The sequence below is a fragment of the Mycobacterium sp. NGS34 genome, from assembly GCF_059812845.1.
Genome location: NZ_JCALDM010000001.1, coordinates 636,246 through 657,341, shown reverse-complemented (window position 1 = coordinate 657,341; position 21,096 = coordinate 636,246). Strand labels below are relative to the sequence as shown.

Sequence of the window (21,096 nt, the reverse complement as noted above, 5' to 3'; positions counted from 1 at the left end):
TGGGTGCGGATGCTTCCCAGCGCGGTGTCGACCAACCGCGACGCCAGCGTGCCCACGCCGCCACGATAGCTAGGCCGGGTGTGGTAACGCCCCGTTTCGTTGCGGTTGATCGCCCGGGCGAACGCAGATCGTGCCGGCATCGTCGGCGCGCACCTGGTAGGCGGTGACCGGCGCGCCGGCGCCACCCAGCTCTTCGCCCGTCGCCAAGTCGTAGGTGAAGCCGTGCAACGGGCAGACGACGATCCGGCTGTCCGCCAGTCCGTCGGCCAACGGACCACCCCGGTGTGGGCATACGGCGTCCAAGGCCCGCAGCGAGCCGTCCCTGAGGCGGAAGACCGCGATCTGCCGGTCTCCGACCGCGTAGGCGCGGCTTTCGCCGACCGGGATGTCGCCGACCGGGCCCAACCGGATCTCGGTCATCGCACCGGCACCTGCGGCAGCGGGATCAACGGCAGCGAAGAACGGAACTGATTGGGCGGAGCGGCTTTTCGGCTCTCGGCCCACGGATCGCGGTACGAGGCGACCGACTTCTGCATGCGTGCGTCCAGGTCGGCACCGATTCCCTCGCTGTCTTGCACCACGATCGAGCGGATCCGGTCGATGCCCACCCGGGGCACGAAGTCGTAGGTTCGTTCCAGCCAATTGGCATTCTCGCGGTAGTACTGCAGGAACCGGCCAGTCAACGCGATGACCTCGGCTGCGGTATCCACCGTGGTCAGCAGATCGCCCTTGCGGACGTGTGAGCCGGCCGCGCCGCCCACGTAGATCTGCCATTGCCCACCCTCGATTGCGACGACGCCGACGTCCTTGCACAGGGCCTCCGCGCAGTTGCGGGGACACCCTGTCACCGCCAGCTTCATCTTCGCGGGGCTGGGCAAGCCCTGGAACCTCTCCTCGATCGCGATGCCCAGTGCCGTGGAATCGCCCAGCCCGTAGCGGCAGAAGTCACTTCCCACACACGTTTTGACGGTTCGGAAGCTCTTGCCGTACGCGTAGCCGGACGGCATCCCGAGGTCGGCCCACACCGCCGGCAGGTCCTCCTTGCGCACGCCGAGCAAATCGATTCGCTGGCCGCCGGTGAGCTTGATCATCGGAATCTGGTACTTGTCGGCCACGTCGGCGATCTTGCGCAGCTGCTCGGAGTTGGTCACCCCACCCTTGAGTTGGGGAACCACCGAGAACGTGCCGTCTCGCTGGATGTTGGCGTGCACCCGGTCGTTGATGTAGCGGCTGTCGCGTTCGTCGACGAACTCGTCGCCCCACATCATGTCCAGCAAAGAGGCGAGCGCCATTTTCGAGCCGGCGTCCTCGCGGCCTTCCGGCGCCAGCGCGGCGAACACCGATGACACCGAGTGCAGCTCGAGCTCGCGGATCAGCCGCATCAATTCCGGTTTCTCATAGGGAATTCCCGACACGTACCAATTGGCCTGCTCGTCTTCGGACATCGCGGCGCCGGTTTCGTAGGCCGCCCACTCGACGACCTGGGCGACCAGCCCCTTGCACGAGCCACAGCCTTTGCCTGCGCGGGTCGAAGACATCACGGCGGCGAGCGACGTCTGGCCTTCCTTGACGCGGCGGACGAGCGCGGCCTTGCTCACGCCGTTGCAGTTGCACACCTGCGCGTCGTCCGCCAATTCGGCCGCGCCGGTCGCCGCGTCGGGGGTACCGATGTCGAACATCAGCGAGATCCGTTCGGGTGGAAGCGGAAGCCCACGGTCGAAGGCCTGCATCAGGAAGGCCACCTTGCTGACATCGCCCACCAGGGTGGCGCCGATGAGTTTGTCGTCGCGAACCACCACGGTCTTGTACACGCCGTGCTTGGGTTCGGAATACTGCACGAATTCGTCGTCGTCGCGCTCGGGTCCCTTCAGACCCATCGCCGCCACATCGACGCCCGCCACCTTCAGCTTGGTGGCCGTGCGTGAACCATGATATGCGGCACGGGGATTGGCGCTCGTCAGGTGATCGGCGAGCACACCGGCCTGCTCCCACAACGGGGCGACGAGCCCGTAAACCTGCCCGCGGTGCTGCGCGCACTCGCCCACCACGTATATGTCGTCGTCGTCGATCGACCGCATCTGGTCGTCGACGACGATGGCGCGTTCGACGGTCAGCCCGGCGCGCCGTGCCAGCCCGACGTTGGGGCGGATGCCGGCCGCCATCACCACCATGTCGCACGGCAGCTGGGTGCCGTCGTCGAATTCGATCGCCGACGGCAGGCCGTCCAGGGTGCGCATCCTGACGGTTTTCTTGCCGGTGTGCACCTCGATGCCCAGCGCCTCCACCAGTCGGCGCAGGATGGCGCTGCCCTGGTCGTCGAGTTGGGCGTTCATCAAGGTGGGGCCGCCCTGCACGACGCCGACGTGCAGTCCCCGATTCTGCAGGCCCCGTGCCGCTTCCAATCCCAGCAGCCCGCCGCCGACGACGACCGCCTTGCTTCGCCCCTTGGCGAATTCGATCATCGCCCCGCAGTCGTCGAGGCTGCGGAAGCCGAAAACGCCGCGGGCCAAGGTCTTGTCGTCCTGCCAGATGCCCTCAACGGGCGGAAAGAACGACCTGCTGCCCGTGGCCAGAATCAGCTTGTCGTAGCGGACGGTGGTGCCGTCGTCCGCGTACACCAGGTGCGCGAAGGGGTTGATGCGCACGACGCGTACCCCCGCCCGCAGCTCAATGTTGTTCTGCGCGTACCAGTCCAGCGGATTGAGGTAGATCTCGCCGGCGTCGTCGGACCCGGCCAGCACGTTGGACAGCAGGATCCGGTTGTAATTCCCGTACGGTTCGTCACCGAAGACGGTGATGGTAAAGCGCTCACTGCCGTCGCGGGCGAGGATCTCCTCCACCGCGCGCGCCCCCGCCATGCCGTTGCCGACGACCACCAGCTTGGCCAGGCCGGCCGCGTGCCCGTTGGTTTCGGGTTGCACCAATGTAGCCATGGCGACTCAGATTTCAACGAGACCGATGTCGACGAACACGGTGCCGCTCAGGCCGTCGGGGGCGGCGACGAACACCTCGAGCACGGTGTCGGCGATCAGGTCTTCGACGACCCGGAGCGGCACGTGCACCGCGTCCTTGGCGCCGACGGGGAAGTACCGCATCGGGGCGCCGTCGCGCATCATGACGATGGTGACCAGCTCGTCGGTGCTGTTCCCGCCGCGGAAGTAGACGGGCTGGGTGATGGCCCCGGCCGGCACGGCATAGCGCAGCGAGGAATCGAGCAGGGACGGCGAGTCGTAGCCCTTTCCGTGAAAACTGAATGAGCCCTGTAAAAAGCGAGGCGTGCTGTCGTCACCCATGCGTCACATCTCCCTTCGGTGAATCGGCTGCGTCTGCACGCTCCACGGCGAGCGCGCAGGCTTTGAAGGACGGCATCCGGGAATGCGGGTCGAGCACCGGATTTGTGAGCCGGTTGATGCTCGCCGCCCCGCCCCAGTGGAACGGCGCGAAGACGGTGTCCGGGCGGATCCCGGGGTCCGTCCGCGCCGTCATCGCTACCTCGCCGCGGCGGGTCCGCAACCGAACCTTGTCCCCGCTGTTGATACCAAGGCGTCGCGCCAGCGTCGGGTGCAGCTCGGCCATCGGCTCAGGCTCGGCCTCGGCGAGCGGGGCAACCCTGCGGGTTTGGGTTCCGGACTGGTACTGCCGCAACACGCGGCCCGTCGTGAGGTAGTACGGGAATTCGTCGTCCGGGGATTCGGGCACCTCCCGTTGCTCGACGGGATGGAGGTGGGCCCGGCGGTCGGGCGTCGGGAAGTCCGCGGTGAACAGTCGAGGGGTGTCGGGGTACAGGGGCGACGGGCAGGGCCAGAACACCCCGTTGCCGGTCGCGATCCGTTCGTAGCTGATACCCCGGTAGTCGGCCTTGCCGCCCTGGCTCGCGCGGGTCAATTCCTCGAAAACCTCCTCGGAATCGGTCGAGAAGCCATGTACCCCCAGGCGCTTCGCCAGGTCGGCCATGACGTCGAGGTCCCCGCGCACCTCGCCGGGCGCTGTGACCGCCGCCCGGCGCAGCACCACCCTGCCTTCGAGGTTGGTCATGGTTCCGGACTCTTCGGCCCACTGTGTCGTCGGGAGCACCACGTCGGCCAGCGCGGCAGTCTCGGACAGGAATATGTCGGACACCACAAGGAAGTCCAGTTCGTTCATTTTCTCCGCAACCCGCAGCGAATTCGGCGCCGAGACAACGATGTTGGAGGCCATCACCCACAGTGCCCGCAACCCGCCCGGGGTGCCGATGCCGCTGAGCATCTCGTAGGCCGACCGCCCGGGTGACGGCAGATCTGCTGGATTGACGCCCCATACCCGCGCGACGTGGGCGCGCGCGGCGGGGTCGTCCAGCCGGCGGTAGCCGGGCAGCTGATCGCACTTCTGCCCATGTTCGCGGCCGCCTTGGCCGTTGCCCTGCCCCGTGATAGTCGCGAACCCGCTGTACGGGCGGCCCGGCAATCCCAGCGCGAGGGCGAGATTGATGAAGGCCTGTACCGTGTCGGTGCCCGAGGCGTGTTGCTCGGCGCCGCGCGCGGTCAGGATCATCGCGCGGTCGGCCGCGGCCAGCATTCGCGCCGCCGCCACGATGTCACCCTCGGGCACGCCGGTGATCCGTTCGGCGCGGTCCGGCCAGTACAGCCGCACCGCGCGGCGCACCGCCTCGAATCCGGTGGTCCGTTCGGCGATGTAGTCGCGATCGATAAGGCCTTCGCGGGCAATGACGTTGAGCATGGCGTTGGCCAGAGCCAGGTCGGTTCCGGGGACGGGCTGCAGATGAAGGTCGGCGCGGCCGGCGGTGGCGGTGCGACGCGGATCTACGACGATGTGCTTGGCGCCGCGGGCGCGGCCCGCGTCGAAGTGCTGCATCGCCGGCGGCATCGTCTCGGCGGGGTTACCGCCGACGAGGAGGATGACGTCGGCCCGCGCGATATCGGCGAGCGGAAACGGCAGCCCGCGGTCGATGCCGAACGAGCGGTTCGACGCCGCGGCTGCCGAGGACATGCAAAACCGGCCGTTGTAGTCGATGGCCGAGGTGCGCAGCGCCACACGCGCGAACTTGCCGAGCTGGTAGGCCTTTTCGTTGGTCAGGCCGCCGCCGCCGAAACATCCGACCGCGTCGCGGCCGTAATCCCGCTGCGTCGTCTGGAAGGCGGCGACGATCCGTTCCAGCGCCTCATTCCAGGTGGCCGGACGCAGCGCGGCACCACGCTCGTCGCGAATCAATGGGGTGGTCAGCCGGTCCGGGTGCGCCAGCAGCTCGGCCGCGGTCCAGCCTTTCGCGCACAGCCCACCGCGATTGGTCGGAAAGTCCTCCTGCGGCGCGAGCTCGACCTGCCCACTCGACGCGTCGAGGGTGATCCCGCACTGCAACGAGCAGTACGGGCAATGAGTCTTCGTCGGCGCCAACGCCATTGGCGATCACCGCTTAGCTGGTGAGCCGGCAAGCAGTTGGCCGGCTCGGCTGGATGTACCTCCCATGTCGCCTCCCGATCGGCGCTTACCGCCGAAGGTACGTCGGCCGTGTTTCGAAGGCGTTTCCGCCGATTGTCCGCACGACTACCGCGGGATCACGGGCCCGTTCGCGGTGTGTGTTTCGCCCCGGGCGATACTTGACCGGTGCCGAACGACGACGTTCACCCCGACCTGCGCCGCATCGCCCGTTTCGCCCCGCGGCATCTGATCGGCCCCCGCAGCCTGCCGGTGATGCGGGCCATGGGCGGCCTGACGGGGCGCCGCGGGGCGCCACCCGGTGTCGAGGCGATCACCCTGGGATCCGGGGCCGGCGTGCGGCTGTTCCGGCCGGCCGGCCCGACGGAACCTACCCCCGCGCTGCTGTGGATCCACGGCGGCGGGTATGTGATCGGCACGGCCCAGCAGGACGACGCGGTATGCCGCGGGTTCAGCTCGCGGCTGGGCATGACCGTCGCGTCGGTGGACTACCGCCTAGCGCCCGAACATCCTTATCCCGCGCCGTTGGAGGACTGCTATTCGGCGCTGACCTGGCTGGCCGAGCTGCCCGCCGTGGACCGCCACCGGGTGGCGATCGCCGGCGCCAGCGCGGGCGGCGGCCTGGCGGCGGCGCTGGCACTGCTGGCCCGCGACCGCGGCGAGGTGAGCCCGGCATTCCAGGTGTTGGCGTATCCCATGCTGGACGACCGGAGTTCGGCCACGGGCGCCAGCCCGAACCACCGCCTGTGGAGCACCCGCAGCAACCGGTTCGGCTGGGACGCCTACCTCGGCGGCGCCGACCCCGCGGTCGCCGTCCCCGGCCGCCGCGACGACCTGAGCGGGCTGCCGCCGGCGTGGATCGGGGTCGGCACGCACGACCTGTTCCACGACGAGGACCTGGCCTACGCCCGGCGCCTGACCGACGCGGGCGTGCCGTGCCACGTCGAGGTGGTGCCGGGCGCGTTCCACGGCTTCGACGTGGTGGCACGCAAAACGCCAGTGGCGCAACGCTTTTTCGACAGCCAGTGCGAGAGCTTGCGCGCCGCGCTCGTCCCAGCCGCCTGAGCGCCGGTCACATCGCGAAGTAGACGAGCTCGCCGCCGATCACGGTGGCCGCCACCATGCCGGCGTCCAGCTCCGCCAGCGCCGTCGCCGGCGGCTCGGTCAGCACGCACAGGTCGCCCGGCTGCCCGGCTTCGACCGACCGCGGCCTTCCCGGGCAATCGGGGCGGCCCAGAAACATCGTCAAAGCCGTTACCGCCGAGACGCATTCGTTCGCGTTGAGCACGGCGCCGCTGGGTGTGGTGCGGTGCACCGCGGCCCGCATCGCGGTCCATGGGTCGCCGTGGCCGAACGGCATGTCGGTGGACAGCGCCACCGGCACCTCCGCCTCCAGTAGGGACGCCACCCGCCACAGCTGAGGGTGCTCGGCTGCGGGGACGTCGGCGAGGTATTGGTCGCCGCGCTCGGCGACGAAGTTCGGTTGCGTCACCACCGTGACCCCGAGCTCGGCGAGGTCCGCCAGATTGTCGTCGGGCACCACCGCGGCGTGCTCGATGCGATCCAGCGAATGGCTACCGGCGGCGCGCAGGGCCGCGATGGTGACCACCAGTTGGGCCGCCGTGACGCAGTGCACCGCGACGGGGCGGCCGTCGGCGTGCTGGTCGGCGACCCACCCGGTCAGGGCGTCCAAATCGAGGCGATCGTCCTGCAGGATCTTCTTGCCGGGTGCCAGAAAGCTTGGCCGTGGCCGGAATTCGCCGCGACGGTGCGCGACCAGCAGCGCGACCATGTCGTCGGCGCTCAGGTCGGGGGTGGCGTCGGTGACACCCGTGACGCCGGTCGCGGTGATGCGGCGGCTGAGCTCGGCCAGGTCGGTTTCGCGCTGCGCCAACGCATCCGACCAGCCGCGGTCCGCGCTGCGCAGGCGGCCGTCGGGGTGGTCGGGCAGGCCGACCCGGCCCAGCGCCTCGGAGTTGAGGATCCACAGCGCGCCACTGCGGTGCTGAATGCGCACCGGAACGTCACGCACGACGGCGTCGAGGGCCGTCCGGTCGAGCTCACCGGCGACGGACTCGTGATAGCCGACGGCGCGAATCCACCCGTCCGGGCCCGGCGTCGCATTCGAGAGCAGTTGTGTCAGTTGCTCTTTGGTGCTGACCCCCGGCGGCCCGACGAAGAACGAATCCAGCGCCGATGCGGCCGAGCGCAGGTGCACGTGGTGGTCGTGCAGCCCCGGCAGCACGGTCCCGCCCCCGGCGTAGAGCACGCCCTCCCCTTCGCGGGCGACCAGCCCGTCGCCCACCTCGTCGATCTGCGCGCCCACGCGGATGTCGACGGTGCGGCCGTCCAGCAGGGTGGCGCGGTGAATCAGCATGGCAGGCACTGCCTTTCGGCGACCATCCGGCGCACGACGTCATTGTCGGCGCCGAGCGCGGGCGCCGCGCCGCGGACCGTCGGCGCGTGCGGCGGCGGCGCCGGGTACGGGGTGGTCGACGCCTCGGTCGGTAACGCCGCGTGCGTCGCGGCGACCGCGGCCATGGACACGTGGATCAACTCCCCGCCGCCGCGGCGCAGCGATTCGAGCACCGTGAGGGCCGCCTCCAGCCCGGTCAGCGGGTCGGCGATGGCGTCGCCGCAGAACACCGGGCCGTCGCGCGCGGTACCGACCAGGCCGCCGGCCACCGCGGCGTCGTCGCCGAACGCCGGCCTGAGGTCGTCGTATCCGCTGATGCGCAACCAGATTCGGCCCGTCCGCGACGCGATGTGCTCCGGCCCGAGCCCCCGCCGTTGCAGCGCGGTGGGACGCGAGCCCTCGATCACGACGTCGGCGACGCCGAGCAGCTCGCGCAGCTCGTCGGCCTGGCGATCGAAATCCACACAGTAGGAAAGCTTCTCACCGTTCATCCAGTCGTAGAAGGCACGGTTGCCCTCCCGGGTGCCGTCCGGGCGGCGCGGGCTCTCCACCTTGACCACGGTCGCCCCGCCGCGCGCCAGGAGCTGCCCGCACAGCGGTCCCGCCCACATCGAGGACAGGTCGGCCACCAGCAGGCCGGCCAACTCGCGCGGGTGCGCCCGGAAGCCCAAGTGCCGCACCTGCGGCGACGCGGCGGCGACCTCACCCAGCGCGGCGGCCGGGATGTCGAGCAGTGCCGCACGCTCGGTGACCGCAGACACCGGACGCGTTGCGGCCCAGCGCTGCAGCGCCGGCCACGGATCGGCGCCCCCCGCTTCGGTCTCCAGCAGCGCGGGGACGGCGGCGACGTCGTCGGGGCGCGACAGCGTGATCGCGCACCAGCCATCGCGGGCCGGCAGCAACCGGGTGGCGCCGCCCGCCGACACCCGGCCGCGGCGCGTCAACCCGAGGAGCGCGGCCCGCCCGGCCAGCAGCGCGGCGGGGTCGATGGGGACGCCCGTTCGGCGACGGACGGCCGTGGCCACCTCCTCGGCGCGGGCCAACACGTTGGCGCGGGAGAAGTCGGGCGGCCCGTCGGGCAGGCCGGTCAGGCAGGCCAGCCCGCTGCTACCCCAGCTCGACGCCAACGTCGACGAAGCCGAACTCACGCCCACCATTGTGCGCGCGGCTTGGTCGGCGCGACTCAGAAATGCAACGCGTCGAACCGCCAGTCCAGCACCGGCCGGTCGGGCGTGCCCTCCGCATCGCCGACCGCGTAGACCACCGACCGCAGCCCCAGCACCCCACCGTGGCCGGTCGGCCGGGCGGTCTCGACGTGCAGCTCGCTGTACAGGGTGTCGCCCTCGTGCACCGGCCCGGTGTGATCGCAGGACTGCCAACCCAGCACCGTCGCCAGGTTGGGCAGCAGCCTGCTCGCCTGCGCGAGCGCCAGCCCGATGGTGTGGCCGCCGTACACCAGCCGCTGCCCGCCGACCCGCGAATCGTGGTGAGTGGCGGCGATGTTCAGGGTGAGCCGGGCGAGTTCGGGTGCGCCGCTGACCACGTCGCCGGTGCTGCGCAGCACCGCGCCCGCCAGGCCGGGGTCAAAATGGGGGCCCGGCACCTTGCTTCGGAACACGTCGGCGTCCCACTGCGCGGTCGGGTCGTGGGCCGGGCCGGGCACGTCGGCGCCGACGGCCGACAGATCGTCGGCGGGCGCGTTCTCGGGATTCCAGCCCGGGCTGGCCGGCAGCATGCCGCACCGGTAGAAGTCGAGGACCAACCGGTCGGCCTGGTCGATCGTGATCATCCGCAGCGCCGCCATTCCGGTCGGCGCCCGGCCCGGCTTTGGTGAATTCGCGCGCAGCCCAACCACTTCGGTGCGGGTGTAGATGGTGTCGCCGACGACGGGAAACCGGTGGAACACCAGCCCCCGATAGAACAGGTTGGCCTTGACCCGCTGGGTGGCCAGCGTCGACTGGCCGATCGCTACGTCGCAGACCAGCGCCGGGTGTGCCAGCGGCCCCGGCACGCCGGTCACGGCGGTGCTCAGCACCGCATCGCACGCCAGGCGCAGCCGGTCTCCCACGATCGCCTGATGCGCCGCGGCCATCCCCGCCGAGAGCGTCATCGCCGGCGCCCAGTCGAAGACCTGGCCGACCGAGAGATCGTCGAAGTAGGGGCCGCCCTCCCGTACATGCGCATAAGTCACGGGGCCAATATGGCACACGTGGGCAGTGAGCTGAACGACGACGAGGACATGCTGGTCGCGACGGTGCGGGCGTTCACCGACCCCGAGGCGTGGATCGACCAGCTGCAGCGGATCGGGATCTGCAGCAGCTGGCGCGCGGCTGGATGAGCCTGGCCGGCGTGATGGGCGGGCGCACCGTGGTGGCCAAGCTGCTCACCCTGTTCGGCAGAACCAACGAGATTCGGCGCAACGTGATCGCCGCGCAGCTCGTTGCCCGGGGCGGGATCTGACGCGAACCTCCCTGATTGAGGCTCGGGTTTGCTGTATATTTGCCTGACTTCGGCGCCAGCAAAGAGAGGCAGCTGCCATGAGTTATCCCCCAGGGCCGTACGAAGGGTCCCCAGAATGGCAGGGCCAGCAGCCGCCGCCTTGGCAGGGCCAGCCACCGCCGCCGCCGCCCGGATACCCGGCCCCGCAGCCGGGTTGGCCGGCCCAGCGCGAGCCGGACAACTACCTCGTCTGGGCGATCCTCGTCACGGTGCTGTGCTGCCTGCCGTTCGGGATCGTCTCGATCGTGTACTCCACCAAGGTCTCCGGGCTGTGGACGCAGGGTCGGTACGCCGAGGCGCAGTCCGCGGCCGACAGCGCGAAGAAGTGGGCCATCATCGGCGCGATCGCGGGCGTGGCGGCCTACGTCATCATCGGCGTCCTGTACGCCTTCGTCTTCGCGGTGGCCGTCTCGAACCTCCCGTCCACGACCACCACCACGTATTCGGGCTTCTGACCTTAAGTGAGGCCTTGGGCGCCAACGTGAGTCGCGTCCACCAGCCCCCACTCCCGGGCGGTCTCGGCGCCGATCGTCCGGCCGGACAGCACCAGGTACGCGGTGCGCCAGCGGCCGATGCGCCGGGTGATGCTGACGGTGCCGCCGGCGCCCGGGATCAGGCCGAGGCTCAATTCGGGTAGCCCGAACACCGAATCGTCGCGCGCCTCAACCCATCCGCAGAACGCCGCCATCTCCAGCCCGCTGCCCATCACCCGACCATGCACCTGGGCGCGGCACGCCCGACCCAGCCGCGCGGTCAGCGCATCGAGCGCGAGTGCGGGGCTGTGCCGGGTGCGGGCCAGGTGCGCGCTCGCCGGGTCGGCGAAGGTGCCGAATTCCGCGAGGTCCCCGCCGCTGCCGAACGATGGGCCGTTGCCGCTCAACACGATCCCGCTCACCGAAGGGTCCAGCAGCGCGACGGTCAGCGCCTCGAGCAGCGCGGCCCGCGCATCGGTGGAGAACGCGTTGTGGCGTTGCGGCCGGTTGAACGTGATCCGCAGGGTGTCGCCGTCGCGCCGCGCGAGCACCGGCTCGGCGATGTCGGGCACGCGGGCCGGGCCGCGTTCGGCCAGCCACCGCGCGAACTCCGGGCCGGCCTGCAGCGTCGAGTAGGCCAGCGATTCGGTCACCACCCCGGCCCGCGTCGGGCCGCCGGGGTCGACCGCGCGCAGCACGTCGTCGCACACGGCGCTGGCCTGCGGCCACCGCTGGCAGCGCTCTGTGAGCTCGGCCAGGGCGTCGGGCACCGAGTCGACGGTGACGACCCGGCGATCTGAGCACGGGTCCTCGGTCAGCGTGAAAGTGGCGCGATCGAGCCATGATTCGTCCGCGTCCGCGATCGGCCCAACGGCGACCTGCACACCGGGCAGCGCATCGTCATCGGGCTGCGGGGGCCCGCTCAGGTCGACGACGCGCAGGGTCACACCGAGTACTTCTCGATCAGCCCGTTCTTGTAGAGCTTTCCCGTGTCGGTGCGCGGCAGCTGCGCCTCGAAGGCGATCGAGCGCGGACATTTGTAGTGCGCCAGGCGGTCCCGCAGCCACGCGGTCAGTTCGTCGGCGAACTGATCGGTGGCGTCGGCCGGGTCGACGGTCTGCACGGCCGCCACGACGCGCTGGCCCATCTCGTCGTCGGGAACGCCGAATACCGCGGCATCCAACACCTTCGGGTGCGTGACCAGAAGGTTCTCCGTCTCCTGCGGGTAGATGTTGACCCCGCCGGAGATGATCATGTGATGGCGCCGGTCCGTGAGGTAGAGGTAGCCCTCCTCGTCGAGGTAGCCGACATCGCCGACCGTCACCCAGCCGTGCGTGTCGCGCGACGCGGCGGTTTTCGTCGGGTCGTTGAGGTATTCGAACGAGTGCCCGCCCTCGAAGTAGATTTCGCCGGGCTGGCCGGGTGGCAGCTCGGTGCCGTCCTCGCCGAGGATGTGAGCCGCGCCCAGGTATGGTTTGCCGACCGAACCGGGGTGCGCCAGCCACTCCTCGGCGCTGATCAGCGTCGCCCCGATCGCCTCCGAGGAGGCGTAATACTCGTCGATGATCGGCCCCCACCAGTCGATCATCTGCTTCTTGATCTCCACCGGGCACGGCGCGGCGGCGTGCATCACCCGCTTGAGACTGGAGAGATCGTACGAATCGCGAACGGCGGGAGGCAGTTTCAGCATCCGGGTGAACATGGCCGGCACGAACTGGCCGTGGGTGATGCGGTGGCGCTGGATGGCGTCCAGCGTGCCCTCGGCGTCGAACTTCTCCAGCACGACCGTGGTGATGCCGCCCGCCTGCGCGCTCATCGACCACACCGACGGCGCGGTGTGATAGAGCGGGGCCGGGCTCAGATAGATCGAGTCGGGGGCCATCCAGATCTCGACCAGCGCCGACATCATGCCGGGCGCCTCGGCGGGCGGGAGATGCGGCAGGTCGCGCCTGATGCCCTTGGGCCGCCCGGTGGTACCCGAGGAGTACTGCAGCAGGTCGCCCTCGATCTCGTCGTCGATCGGGGTATCCGGTTGGTTTGCAACGCATTCGGGGTAACGCTCCCAGCCCGGTAGGTCGCCGTCCGCGATCATCAGCAGCTCGGGCAGCGCCGGGAGATGGTCGCCCAACTGCACGAGCGTGTCGCGCAAGGCCGCCGAACCGATGATCGCCTTGGCGTTGCTGTTGTCGACGATGTAGGCGGCCTCGGCCGCGGTCAGGTGGGTGTTGATCGGCACGTAGTACAAACCGCTGCGGCGCGCCGCCCACATCACCGCGTGGATGTGCTGGTTGTTCTCCATCAGGATCGCGACGGTGTCCCCCTCGCGCAGGCCGGCCTGGCGGAACCGATGCGCCAGCCGGTTGGCGCGGGCTTCCAGGTCATCGAAGGTGACGACCGTCCCGGACGGGTACAGGATCACGGCGGGCTTGTCGGCGCCGACATGCTGGCGAATCTGCATGCGCAGACTGTACGACGCCCGGTTTGACACGTGTCATGCGGGCAGCAACAGGGCGCTGTCCCCGAATTCGTGCCACAGATAGCCGCGCGCCACGGCCTCCCGGTAGGCCGCCGCGACCAGGTCGGGGCCCGCGACGGCCTCCAGCAGCAGCAGGTGCGAGGCGCCGGCGTCGTGCCAGCCGGTGATCAGGCCGTCGACCACCCGGCACGGGCGGTGTGGGCCGAGCACCAGGTCGGTCCATCCGACGGCCGGGCGGACCACGCCGGCGGCGTTCGCGGCCGACTCCAGTGCGCGGGTCACCGTGGTGCCGACGGCGATCACCCGGTTGCCGGCCGCGCGCGCCGAGTTCACCAGCCGCGCGGTGGGCGCCGGCACCTCGAACAGCTCAGGCGTCGGCGGCTCGCCCGCTTCGGCCGAGGACACCCCCGCGTGCAGCGTGACCGGCGCGATCGCGATCCCGGACGAGACCAGGGCGGTCACCAGTTCGGTGCTGAAAGGCCTGGCAGCGCTGGGCATTTCGGCGCTACCGGCGGACCGGGCGAACACGGTCTGGTAGTAACGCAGCGGCCACTCCCGCGGCACGTACGCGTACCGGATCGGCCGCCCGTGCCGCGCCAGGTAGGCCGGCAGGTCGCCTTCGAGGATGACGCGCGCGGTCCACAGCCGCGCGCCCTCGACCCCCGGTTCCGGATACGACGACCCGATGGCGAGGCCCGCGCCGCCGGGCAGCTCGACGCGTTCGCCGGGCCGCACGTCGGTGAGGTGGCCGGTGGCGTCCGCCGGGGGCCGCAGTTCCACCACCCACTCGTTCTCGCCGCGCGCCGTCGAGAAGTGCACCGTGACGGCCCGCCCGCCGCGGCGGCCGTCGACCGCGGCGGGCATCGTGGCGGAGTTGTTCACCACCAGCAGATCGCCCGGTCGCAGCTGGTCACCGAGGTCGGCGAAGCGGGCGTGGCTGATCCCGTCCGGGCGGGCGACCAGCAGCCGGACCGCGTCGCGGGCGAGGCCGCGGCCTTCGGGCGGCTCGATGGCATCGGAGCCCGGGGGTCGGTGGAAGTGGATCATGACAGCGCTCCGGACAACAGCTCCGCGGCGCGGTAGCGGCCCGCGGGGGGCCGGGTGTCCAAGAGGCGCAGCAACGCGGGCACGACGGATTCCGGCTCGGCACGATCGGAGATGTCCTCACCGGGAAACGCGGCCTGGTGCATCTCTGTGCGCATGTCGCCCGGGTCGAACGCGTAGACGGCAATGGCCGGAGTCTCGGCCGCCAGGACGGCCGACAGCTGGTCCAGCGCGGCCTTCGACGAGCCATAGCCGCCCCAGCCGGCGTACGGCTCGACGGCGGCGTCGGACGACAAGTTGACGATCGCCCCCGCGTTGGCGGCGAGCGCCGGCAGCGCCGCCCGGATCAGCGCCAGTGGGGCGAACACGTTGGTTTCGTACACGGCGCGCAACTCGCCGATCGGGTAGTGGGCGAGCGCCGGCTGCGGGCTGGGTCCCAGGCGGCTGGCGTTGTTCACCAGCAGGCCAAGGGGGCCGGCCCCGACCGCGGCGGTCAGCAGCGTGTCACGGTGCGAGGCGTCGGTCACGTCGCCGGGCAATCCGATCAGTCGATCCGAATTAAGTTCTGCGACAGTTGCTTTGAGTTCACTAGCGCGGCGGGCATCGGCGACGACGGTCCACCCGTGGTCGAGCAGGGCGGCGGTCACGGCCCGGCCGAACCCGCGGGAGGCGCCGGTGACGATGGCTACGGGGCTTGGTTGCGATTGAGTCATAGCGCCCATACTGATAGTTGAAGTAAACTTTAAGTCAAGTCCGCGATCCGAGAAGGCCCACAATGGACAAGCGCGATCTGTTCACCGTCAGCGAGATCGCGCGCCGCAGCGGCTTCGCCGCCTCGGCGATCCGCTTCTACGAGAGCCAGGGCCTCATCACGGCGACCCGGACGTCGGGCAATCAGCGCCGGTTCGAGCGGCAGATGCTGCGGCGCCTGGCCTTCATCAAGGCCGCCCGCAACGTCGGGCTGAGCCTCGACGAGGTGGCCGACGCGCTGGCGACCCTGCCCGACGGCCGCACCCCCACCCGCGCCGACTGGGCCCGGCTGTCCAAGAGCTGGCGCGCGCGCCTCGACGACCAGATCGCGGGGTTGATCGCGCTGCGCGACAACCTCGACTCCTGCATCGGCTGCGGCTGCCTGTCACTGAAGCGCTGCGCGATCTCCAACCCGGGCGACCTGGCGGCCGGCGCCGGGGCGGGCGCGGTGTACCTGCCCCGATCGCTGAGACGCCCGGCTACAGGTGCGGAACTTTAGGCCTCGGCGAGCCGCTGCTTGAGCGCCTCGAACTCGTCCTTGACCCCGGTCGGCAGCTTGTCGCCGACGAACTCGAACCACTCCTCGATCAGCGGCAGTTCCTCGCGCCACTCGTCGGCCCTAACGGCCAGCGCCTGCGCGACCTCGTTGCCGTCCGTGTCGAGGCCGTCCAGGTCCAGGTCCTCGGGGGTCGGCACGATGCCGATCGGGGTGTCCTGGCCGCCCGCCCGGTGCTCGATGCGGTCGACGATCCACTTCAGCACGCGGCTGTTCTCGCCGAAGCCCGGCCACAGGAACTCGCCCTTCTCGCCGCGGCGGAACCAGTTGACGAAGAACACCTTCGGCAGCTTGGACTCGTCGGAGTTCTTGCCCAGGTCCAGCCAGTGCTGGAAGTAGTCGCCGACGTGGTAGCCCAGGAACGGCAGCATGGCCATCGGGTCGCGGCGCACGGTGCCGACCTTGCCCTCGGCGGCGGCGGTCTGCTCGCTGCCCATGGTCGCCCCCATGAACACGCCGTGCTGCCAGTCGCGGGCCTCGGTCACCAGCGGCACCGTGGTCTTGCGGCGGGCGCCGAACAGGATGCCCGAGATCGGCACGCCCTGCGGGTCGTCCCACTCCGGCGCCAGGATGGGGCACTGCGACATCGGCGTGCAGTACCGCGAATTCGGGTGGGCCGCATTGGTTTCCGTCTCGCGGAAGTACCAGTCGTTGCCCTTCCAGTCGGTGAGGTGCTGCGGGTCGCCCTCGAGTCCTTCCCACCACACCTCGTCGTCGTCGGTGAGGGCGACGTTGGTGAACACGGTGTTGCCCGCGGCGATGGTGCGCATGGCGTTGGGGTTGGACTTCCAGTTGGTGCCCGGCGCCACCCCGAAGAAGCCGAACTCGGGGTTGACGGCGTAGAGCCGGCCGTCCTTGCCGAACCGCATCCAGGCGATGTCGTCACCGAGCGTCTCGGCGCGCCAGCCCGGGATGGTCGGCTGCAGCATGGCCAGGTTGGTCTTGCCGCACGCCGACGGGAACGCCGCGGCGAAGTAGTAGGCCTTGTTCTCCGGGGAGATCAGCTTGAGGATCAGCATGTGCTCGGCGAGCCAGCCCTCGTCGTGCGCCATCGCCGAGGCGATGCGCAGCGAGTAGCACTTCTTGCCCAGCAGCGCGTTGCCGCCGTAGCCGGAGCCGTAGCTCATGATTTCGCGGGTCTCGGGGAAGTGGGTGATGTACTTGGTCTCGTTGCACGGCCACGCCACGTCCTGCTGGCCCGGCTCCAGCGGGGCCCCCACGGAGTGCAGCGCCTTGACGAAGAAGCCGTCGTCGCCCATCTTCTCCAGGGCCGCCTTGCCCATCCGGGTCATCACCTTCATCGAGACGACGACGTATTCGGAGTCGGTGATCTCAACGCCCAGCTTGGGGTCGTCGGCGCCGAGCGGGCCCATGCAGAACGGCACCACATACATGGTGCGGCCGCGCATGCAGCCGCGGTACAGGTCCTTCATGGTGGACCGCATCTCGGCGGGGTCCATCCAGTTGTTGGTCGGGCCGGCGTCGATCTGCCGCTCGGAGCAGATGAAGGTTCGCGACTCCACGCGCGCCACGTCGGAGGGGTCGGACAGCGCCAGGAAGGAGTTGGGGTACTCCTTGGGGTTCAGCCGCTTGAACGTGCCCGCAGCGACGAGCTGATCGGTGAGCCGCTGGAACTCCTCGTCGGAACCGTCGGTGAAGACCACCCGGTCGGGCTGGGTCAACTCGGCGACCTCGGCCACCCAGGACAGCAGCCCCTGGTGATTGGTGGGCGCGGTGTCCAAACCGGGGATGGTCGCTGAAGTCATCGAAGTCTCCTGGATTCTTCTGCCTGCTTACTCGGCTCGTATTTGAGTTGCCTTGCTATGCCCTCGCCCACACAACTGTTTACATGGTGGCGTTAGCTACAGGTTATCGTGAGCCACTTGTTCCAGAGGTCTCGGGCGGGTATAAGCCTTCTCACAACAACGATTCAGAAACAGGGCCGAACGTCACGCGTCGTCGCCATTCTCGCTCCCTGAAGCCGGTTCATCGTTGTCGCCCTCGAGTTGGGGTATACCCGGTTGTCCCAGTTCTGCACGCACGGCGTCCAGGGCCGCCTGCACGGTCGGCATCTCCCGGTCGCGCACCGCGGCCGCCCGCGCCGCCGCGATCGCGTGCTCGCGCAGTTCGCTGTCGATCGCGCTGACCTGGTCGGCCACCTGCGCGTTCTCCGCCTCGTCGCGGGCGACCAACGCGGTGCTCAGCAGCGACTCGGCGACCAGCACCCGGGTCGCCACCAACTCCTCCACCGTCGACTGCAGCGACGACGTCACGTCGCCGGCCCAACGGTCCAGCAGCGACCGGTCGCGCAGCAGTCCGCGGATGTGGACGACGACGAACGTGACCGCGACCCCGACGGCGACGCAGCCGACCGCGCCCGCCGCGGCCAGGGCAGGGCTGAGCCGGGAGGCGAGCCCGCCGACCAGCCGGCTGAGGGTCAGCGCCACACCGATCCCGAAGCCGGCGCCCAGCAGCATCATCAGCCAGGTTTCGTGCCGGCGGGATTTCAGCGGCGCCGGCGGGACCTCCACCGTCGGCAGCTGATCGACACCGGGCAGGGCGACCGGCACGCCCAGCACCTGGGCGACCTCGGCGAGGTGGGTGCTGGTTCCCTCGCTCACCTCGGCCACCACCTCGTCGACGCGGCCGCGTGCGTACTCACCGAAGCCGGCCATCTTGCGCCGGGACAGGCCGGCGGCGTCCTCTTGCAGCTCCGTGCGCACCGACGAGCAGCGGTTGCGCGCGAAGTAGGACAGCTGGACGCGGGCCTGCTGAATCTGGCCGCGCAGCGTGATGGTGCGCTCGGTTTTCGCCTGCCGCCGCTGCCGCAGGGCCCCGCTGCGCTCCTCGCGCAGCGCGTCGACCCGCGCCCGCCGGCCGGCACCGTCGACGTCGCGGTCGATGCGCTGGGCGACCGTCTGCAGCCGGGATTCCCAGGCGCGCAACCTGTTTCGCCGCGGAATGTCGGGGTCGGCGAGTTGCTCGTCGACGGTCCGCACCAGGTCGTCGACGCTCGGGTCGCCCACGTCGGGCAGGGCGGCGGCACCGACCCAGGGCACGTCGGCGTACCGCGCAGCGTGCGCGGCCAGGGTGTCGCGGTTGGCGGCGAGGACGTCGCGCCAGTTGCGGTGCACGTCGATCTTGGACACCACGCCGACGACGACGTCGGTGTGCTCGGCGGCGGCGTCCAGCAGCGCGCAGTCGGATCCGGTCAACTGCGCCGCCGCGGAGACGACGAAGACGACGGCGACCGGCGCGTCGCCGGGTCCCAGATCCGCCGACTCGACGAACTTGTGCTGCGACAGCCGTTCGCGCAGTGCCGACACCACGGCTGTGACGCCGGCCAGCCACGGGCCGGTCACCAACACCACGTCGCGGCGGTTGATGCCGGGCGAATCGAGCCGGGGCCCGATCGCCGCCACCAGCGCGTCGACCTCGGCGGCCGGATCGTCGCCGCTCACCGTGGCTCCCCGGGCGGCGCCCCGCACGCCCGCGACCACAGCCGCAGCGATCCCCGGGCGATGTCCGCGCCGCAGGCGCGCTGCAGATCACTCACCGGTCCCAGCCTGCCAAGGCTGTAGCGCTGCCAGCGCACCGCCCGGGGCAGGGGGTCCGCGGGCTCGTCTCCGCCGGGGTCGAGCCCGGCGGCCTCGGCCAGGTCGACCGCGGCCGCCATCCGGGCGACCACCGTGTCGTCGCGGGACAGAAACCCGTGGATGCCGTCGTCGCCGACCGCGAGGGCCTCGAGTTCGGCGACGGCCCGCAGCACCCGCTGGTAGCGGACCTGCGCGCCGACCGCCGAGATGTTGTCGACGACGGCGTCGACGCCGCTGATCCGGCGCAGCAGGGCGTGGGCCTGCGGCGGCGTCCTGCCCTGCCGGGCCGCGGCGATGCCCAGCGCGGTGCCGAACAGGTCGAGCGTCTCGAGCAGGCGCAGCCGCACGTCGGTCGGCACGGGCAGGTCCGCCGCGAGGAAGCCGGTGTAGGAGCCGTCCAGACAGCGCGCTCCGGCCGGGTCGGCGGCCAGCGCCCGCAGCGCCGCCCACAGCGCTTCGTCCAGGCCGTCCAGCCCGGCGACCGCGAGCAAACCGCTCATCGGCGCGACCGGCGCCCCGACGAGCGCGTCGAACCGAACGTCGCCGGTGCGGCCGGACAGCCCGGCCAGGTCGGTCTTGTTCAGGACCGCCAGCACCGGGCGTCCGGCGGCGGCGACGGCGTCGGCGTCCTCGGGCTTGATCACCTCGGCGGTGACATACACGACCACGTCGACGGCCGCCCCCGTCGTCACGGTGATCCCGCGCCCGGCCCCGGCGCGGTCCAGGGCGCGTGCCACCGTGCGGCGACCCACCCCGCGGCGGCCGCGGACGTCCACGCGCAGCGGCGCGCCGGCCCGCTCGGCGATGGCCGCCAGGCGCGGGTCGGCGCGGCCGGCGGCAAAGCGCGCCAGCTCGTCGACGAAGATCTTGTGCCCTTGTCCCCTCATGTCCTGCCCGTTCGATCCGATGGGCGTCCGTTTGCCGGGCGGCCGGTCGGGTCTCACCGAATGGTGGCATCTGAGTCACACAGATGCGAGCCACCGCTACCAGCCGAAGGCAACTGTTGGGTATCAATCTGGACCACGGGCGGCTACATCGGGGGTTCATGGGCCACCATGGACAAATGCATGCGCAACCCGGGGTCGGGACATGTCCCGGCGCGCCGGTGGGAGTGGAGGCTGGCCTGCAGACTGGAGAACCGCCTGGTCCCGAACATCGCCGCCTGCCGGCCACGACTTTCCGGTCGCGGCGTTCCGCGCTTTCGGAGTCCCAGCGCCAGACCTGGGAGCGGCTGTGGCCGAAACTGGGCATCTCGGTCGGGCCTCCCCCCTCCGGAGCCCCGCCGCGCCCGGAACCGCTGGACACCGGCGCGTGGTTCGGCCGCCACGCCCCGGTTGTGCTCGAAATCGGTTGCGGCAGCGGCACATCCACCCTCGCGATGGCCCAGGACGAGCCCGGCGTCGACGTGATCGCGGTGGAGGTCTACCGGCGGGGCCTGGCGCAGCTGCTGTCCGCGATCGACCGCGAACAGGTCGGCAACATCCGGCTTATCCGCGGGAACGGCATCGACGTGCTGGATCGCCTGATCGCGCCGGGTTCGCTGACCGGGGTGCGCGTCTTCTTTCCCGATCCCTGGCCCAAAGCCCGGCACCACAAGCGCCGGTTCCTGCAGCCGAGCACGATTGGCCTGATCGCCGACCGGTTACTCCCTGGTGGTGTCCTGCACGCCGCGACGGACCATCCCGGCTATGCCGAGCACATCGCCGAGGCCGGCGATGCGGAACCCCGGCTTCGTCGCGTGCAGCCGGGCAGCCGGCTGCCGATCTCGGTCGTGCGCCCGACCACCAAGTACGAGACCAAGGCCCAAGAAGCGGGCAGCGCCGTGAACGAGTTCATCTGGAGTAGGCGATAAA

Annotated in this window: 18 protein-coding genes and 1 pseudogene; 5 read left to right on the top strand and 14 right to left on the bottom strand. The window is 70.4% G+C overall.

Features of this window, described 5'->3' with window-relative positions; all coding sequences use genetic code 11:
* Positions 1–69 precede the first annotated feature (69 nt).
* The 4 genes from AC5Y7V_RS03225 to AC5Y7V_RS03210 are packed head-to-tail and all read right to left on the bottom strand — an operon-like array spanning position 70 to position 5,397.
* Positions 70–420, bottom strand: coding sequence for a Rieske (2Fe-2S) protein (locus AC5Y7V_RS03225; RefSeq protein ID WP_499878591.1), 351 nt, complete (start codon positions 418–420; stop codon positions 70–72).
* Positions 417–2,933, bottom strand: coding sequence for a nitrite reductase large subunit NirB (gene nirB / locus AC5Y7V_RS03220; RefSeq protein WP_499878590.1), 2,517 nt, complete (start codon positions 2,931–2,933; stop codon positions 417–419). The genes AC5Y7V_RS03225 and nirB overlap by 4 nt, the downstream gene beginning before the upstream one ends.
* Before the next feature lie 6 nt (positions 2,934–2,939).
* Positions 2,940–3,293: a molybdopterin oxidoreductase gene (locus AC5Y7V_RS03215; RefSeq protein WP_499878589.1), complete on the bottom strand. Its 354-nt coding sequence runs from the start codon at positions 3,291–3,293 to the stop codon at positions 2,940–2,942.
* Positions 3,286–5,397 (bottom strand): molybdopterin oxidoreductase family protein, encoded by a 2,112-nt coding sequence (locus AC5Y7V_RS03210; RefSeq protein ID WP_499878588.1) that lies wholly within the window; start codon positions 5,395–5,397, stop codon positions 3,286–3,288. The genes AC5Y7V_RS03215 and AC5Y7V_RS03210 overlap by 8 nt, the downstream gene beginning before the upstream one ends.
* A 204-nt stretch (positions 5,398–5,601) precedes the next feature.
* On the opposite strand from AC5Y7V_RS03210, the gene AC5Y7V_RS03205 reads away from it, so the two are divergent.
* Positions 5,602–6,498: an alpha/beta hydrolase gene (locus AC5Y7V_RS03205; protein ID WP_499878587.1), complete on the top strand. Its 897-nt coding sequence runs from the start codon at positions 5,602–5,604 to the stop codon at positions 6,496–6,498.
* Positions 6,499–6,505: 7 nt separating this feature from the next.
* Here AC5Y7V_RS03205 and AC5Y7V_RS03200 read toward each other — a convergent pair whose 3' ends face one another.
* From AC5Y7V_RS03200 to AC5Y7V_RS03190, 3 genes are read right to left on the bottom strand one after another with little or no spacing between them, the layout of a single operon-like run.
* Positions 6,506–7,810: an amidohydrolase family protein gene (locus tag AC5Y7V_RS03200; RefSeq protein ID WP_499878586.1), complete on the bottom strand. Its 1,305-nt coding sequence runs from the start codon at positions 7,808–7,810 to the stop codon at positions 6,506–6,508.
* Positions 7,804–9,006, bottom strand: a complete 1,203-nt coding sequence (locus AC5Y7V_RS03195) for a CoA transferase (RefSeq protein ID WP_499878585.1) — start codon at positions 9,004–9,006, stop codon at positions 7,804–7,806. Before AC5Y7V_RS03195 ends, AC5Y7V_RS03200 begins: the two co-directional genes overlap by 7 nt.
* A gap of 26 nt (positions 9,007–9,032) precedes the next feature.
* Entirely contained in the window at positions 9,033–10,040 is a 1,008-nt protein-coding gene (locus tag AC5Y7V_RS03190) for a MaoC family dehydratase (protein WP_499878584.1), read from the bottom strand.
* A 9-nt stretch (positions 10,041–10,049) separates the two neighbouring features.
* Here AC5Y7V_RS03190 and AC5Y7V_RS03185 point away from each other — a divergent pair.
* Positions 10,050–10,276 (top strand): annotated as a pseudogene (locus AC5Y7V_RS03185) (acyl-CoA dehydrogenase family protein); the annotation flags it as partial.
* Between the two features lie 110 nt (positions 10,277–10,386).
* Positions 10,387–10,803 carry a CD225/dispanin family protein gene (locus tag AC5Y7V_RS03180; RefSeq protein ID WP_499878583.1) on the top strand — a complete coding sequence of 139 codons (417 nt, stop codon included), beginning with the start codon at positions 10,387–10,389 and terminating at the stop codon, positions 10,801–10,803.
* A gap of 2 nt (positions 10,804–10,805) precedes the next feature.
* Here the strand turns inward: AC5Y7V_RS03180 and AC5Y7V_RS03175 are convergent, their stop codons facing one another.
* From AC5Y7V_RS03175 to AC5Y7V_RS03160, 4 genes are read right to left on the bottom strand one after another with little or no spacing between them, the layout of a single operon-like run.
* Positions 10,806–11,768, bottom strand: coding sequence for an enoyl-CoA hydratase/isomerase family protein (locus AC5Y7V_RS03175; protein ID WP_499878582.1), 963 nt, complete (start codon positions 11,766–11,768; stop codon positions 10,806–10,808).
* Positions 11,765–13,279, bottom strand: a complete 1,515-nt coding sequence (gene fadD4, locus AC5Y7V_RS03170; protein WP_499878581.1) for a fatty-acid--CoA ligase FadD4 — start codon at positions 13,277–13,279, stop codon at positions 11,765–11,767. Before fadD4 ends, AC5Y7V_RS03175 begins: the two co-directional genes overlap by 4 nt.
* A gap of 33 nt (positions 13,280–13,312) precedes the next feature.
* On the bottom strand, positions 13,313–14,344 hold the full coding sequence (locus AC5Y7V_RS03165; RefSeq protein WP_499878580.1) for an S-adenosylmethionine:tRNA ribosyltransferase-isomerase: 1,032 nt from the start codon (positions 14,342–14,344) through the stop codon (positions 13,313–13,315).
* Complete coding sequence (locus tag AC5Y7V_RS03160; protein ID WP_499878579.1) at positions 14,341–15,054, bottom strand: SDR family NAD(P)-dependent oxidoreductase; 714 nt, start codon at positions 15,052–15,054, stop codon at positions 14,341–14,343. Before AC5Y7V_RS03160 ends, AC5Y7V_RS03165 begins: the two co-directional genes overlap by 4 nt.
* A gap of 62 nt (positions 15,055–15,116) precedes the next feature.
* On the opposite strand from AC5Y7V_RS03160, the gene soxR reads away from it, so the two are divergent.
* Positions 15,117–15,590, top strand: a complete 474-nt coding sequence (gene soxR, locus AC5Y7V_RS03155; RefSeq protein ID WP_499878578.1) for a redox-sensitive transcriptional activator SoxR — start codon at positions 15,117–15,119, stop codon at positions 15,588–15,590.
* Here soxR and AC5Y7V_RS03150 read toward each other — a convergent pair.
* The 3 genes from AC5Y7V_RS03150 to AC5Y7V_RS03140 all read right to left on the bottom strand — a co-directional run bounded on the left by AC5Y7V_RS03150 (position 15,587) and on the right by AC5Y7V_RS03140 (position 20,130).
* On the bottom strand, positions 15,587–17,413 hold the full coding sequence (locus AC5Y7V_RS03150) for a phosphoenolpyruvate carboxykinase (GTP) (RefSeq protein WP_499878577.1): 1,827 nt from the start codon (positions 17,411–17,413) through the stop codon (positions 15,587–15,589). The two genes, soxR and AC5Y7V_RS03150, sit on opposite strands and share 4 nt — an antisense overlap.
* A 183-nt stretch (positions 17,414–17,596) precedes the next feature.
* Positions 17,597–19,108, bottom strand: a complete 1,512-nt coding sequence (locus AC5Y7V_RS03145) for a hypothetical protein (protein WP_499878576.1) — start codon at positions 19,106–19,108, stop codon at positions 17,597–17,599.
* Complete coding sequence (locus tag AC5Y7V_RS03140; protein ID WP_499878575.1) at positions 19,105–20,130, bottom strand: hypothetical protein; 1,026 nt, start codon at positions 20,128–20,130, stop codon at positions 19,105–19,107. Before AC5Y7V_RS03140 ends, AC5Y7V_RS03145 begins: the two co-directional genes overlap by 4 nt.
* Positions 20,131–20,288: 158 nt before the next feature.
* Between AC5Y7V_RS03140 and trmB the strand changes: the two genes are divergently transcribed.
* Positions 20,289–21,095 carry a tRNA (guanosine(46)-N7)-methyltransferase TrmB gene (gene trmB / locus AC5Y7V_RS03135; protein WP_499878911.1) on the top strand — a complete coding sequence of 269 codons (807 nt, stop codon included), beginning with the start codon at positions 20,289–20,291 and terminating at the stop codon, positions 21,093–21,095.
* The last annotated feature ends 1 nt before the right edge of the window (position 21,096 follow it).

What these genes read in the sequence shown, in the direction of transcription:
- AC5Y7V_RS03140 (WP_499878575.1), bottom strand. Translation starts at nt 20,130, where the DNA reads ATGAGGGGACAAGGGCACAAGATCTTCGTCGACGAGCTGGCGCGCTTT.
- trmB (WP_499878911.1), top strand. Translation starts at nt 20,289, where the DNA reads ATGGGCCACCATGGACAAATGCATGCGCAACCCGGGGTCGGGACATGT.
- nirB (WP_499878590.1), bottom strand. Translation starts at nt 2,933, where the DNA reads ATGGCTACATTGGTGCAACCCGAAACCAACGGGCACGCGGCCGGCCTG.
- AC5Y7V_RS03195 (WP_499878585.1), bottom strand. Translation starts at nt 9,006, where the DNA reads ATGGTGGGCGTGAGTTCGGCTTCGTCGACGTTGGCGTCGAGCTGGGGT.
- AC5Y7V_RS03210 (WP_499878588.1), bottom strand. Translation starts at nt 5,397, where the DNA reads ATGGCGTTGGCGCCGACGAAGACTCATTGCCCGTACTGCTCGTTGCAG.
- AC5Y7V_RS03165 (WP_499878580.1), bottom strand. Translation starts at nt 14,344, where the DNA reads ATGATCCACTTCCACCGACCCCCGGGCTCCGATGCCATCGAGCCGCCC.
- soxR (WP_499878578.1), top strand. Translation starts at nt 15,117, where the DNA reads ATGGACAAGCGCGATCTGTTCACCGTCAGCGAGATCGCGCGCCGCAGC.
- AC5Y7V_RS03180 (WP_499878583.1), top strand. Translation starts at nt 10,387, where the DNA reads ATGAGTTATCCCCCAGGGCCGTACGAAGGGTCCCCAGAATGGCAGGGC.
- AC5Y7V_RS03200 (WP_499878586.1), bottom strand. Translation starts at nt 7,810, where the DNA reads ATGCTGATTCACCGCGCCACCCTGCTGGACGGCCGCACCGTCGACATC.
- fadD4 (WP_499878581.1), bottom strand. Translation starts at nt 13,279, where the DNA reads ATGCAGATTCGCCAGCATGTCGGCGCCGACAAGCCCGCCGTGATCCTG.
- AC5Y7V_RS03160 (WP_499878579.1), bottom strand. Translation starts at nt 15,054, where the DNA reads ATGACTCAATCGCAACCAAGCCCCGTAGCCATCGTCACCGGCGCCTCC.
- AC5Y7V_RS03215 (WP_499878589.1), bottom strand. Translation starts at nt 3,293, where the DNA reads ATGGGTGACGACAGCACGCCTCGCTTTTTACAGGGCTCATTCAGTTTT.
- AC5Y7V_RS03150 (WP_499878577.1), bottom strand. Translation starts at nt 17,413, where the DNA reads ATGACTTCAGCGACCATCCCCGGTTTGGACACCGCGCCCACCAATCAC.
- AC5Y7V_RS03225 (WP_499878591.1), bottom strand. Translation starts at nt 420, where the DNA reads ATGACCGAGATCCGGTTGGGCCCGGTCGGCGACATCCCGGTCGGCGAA.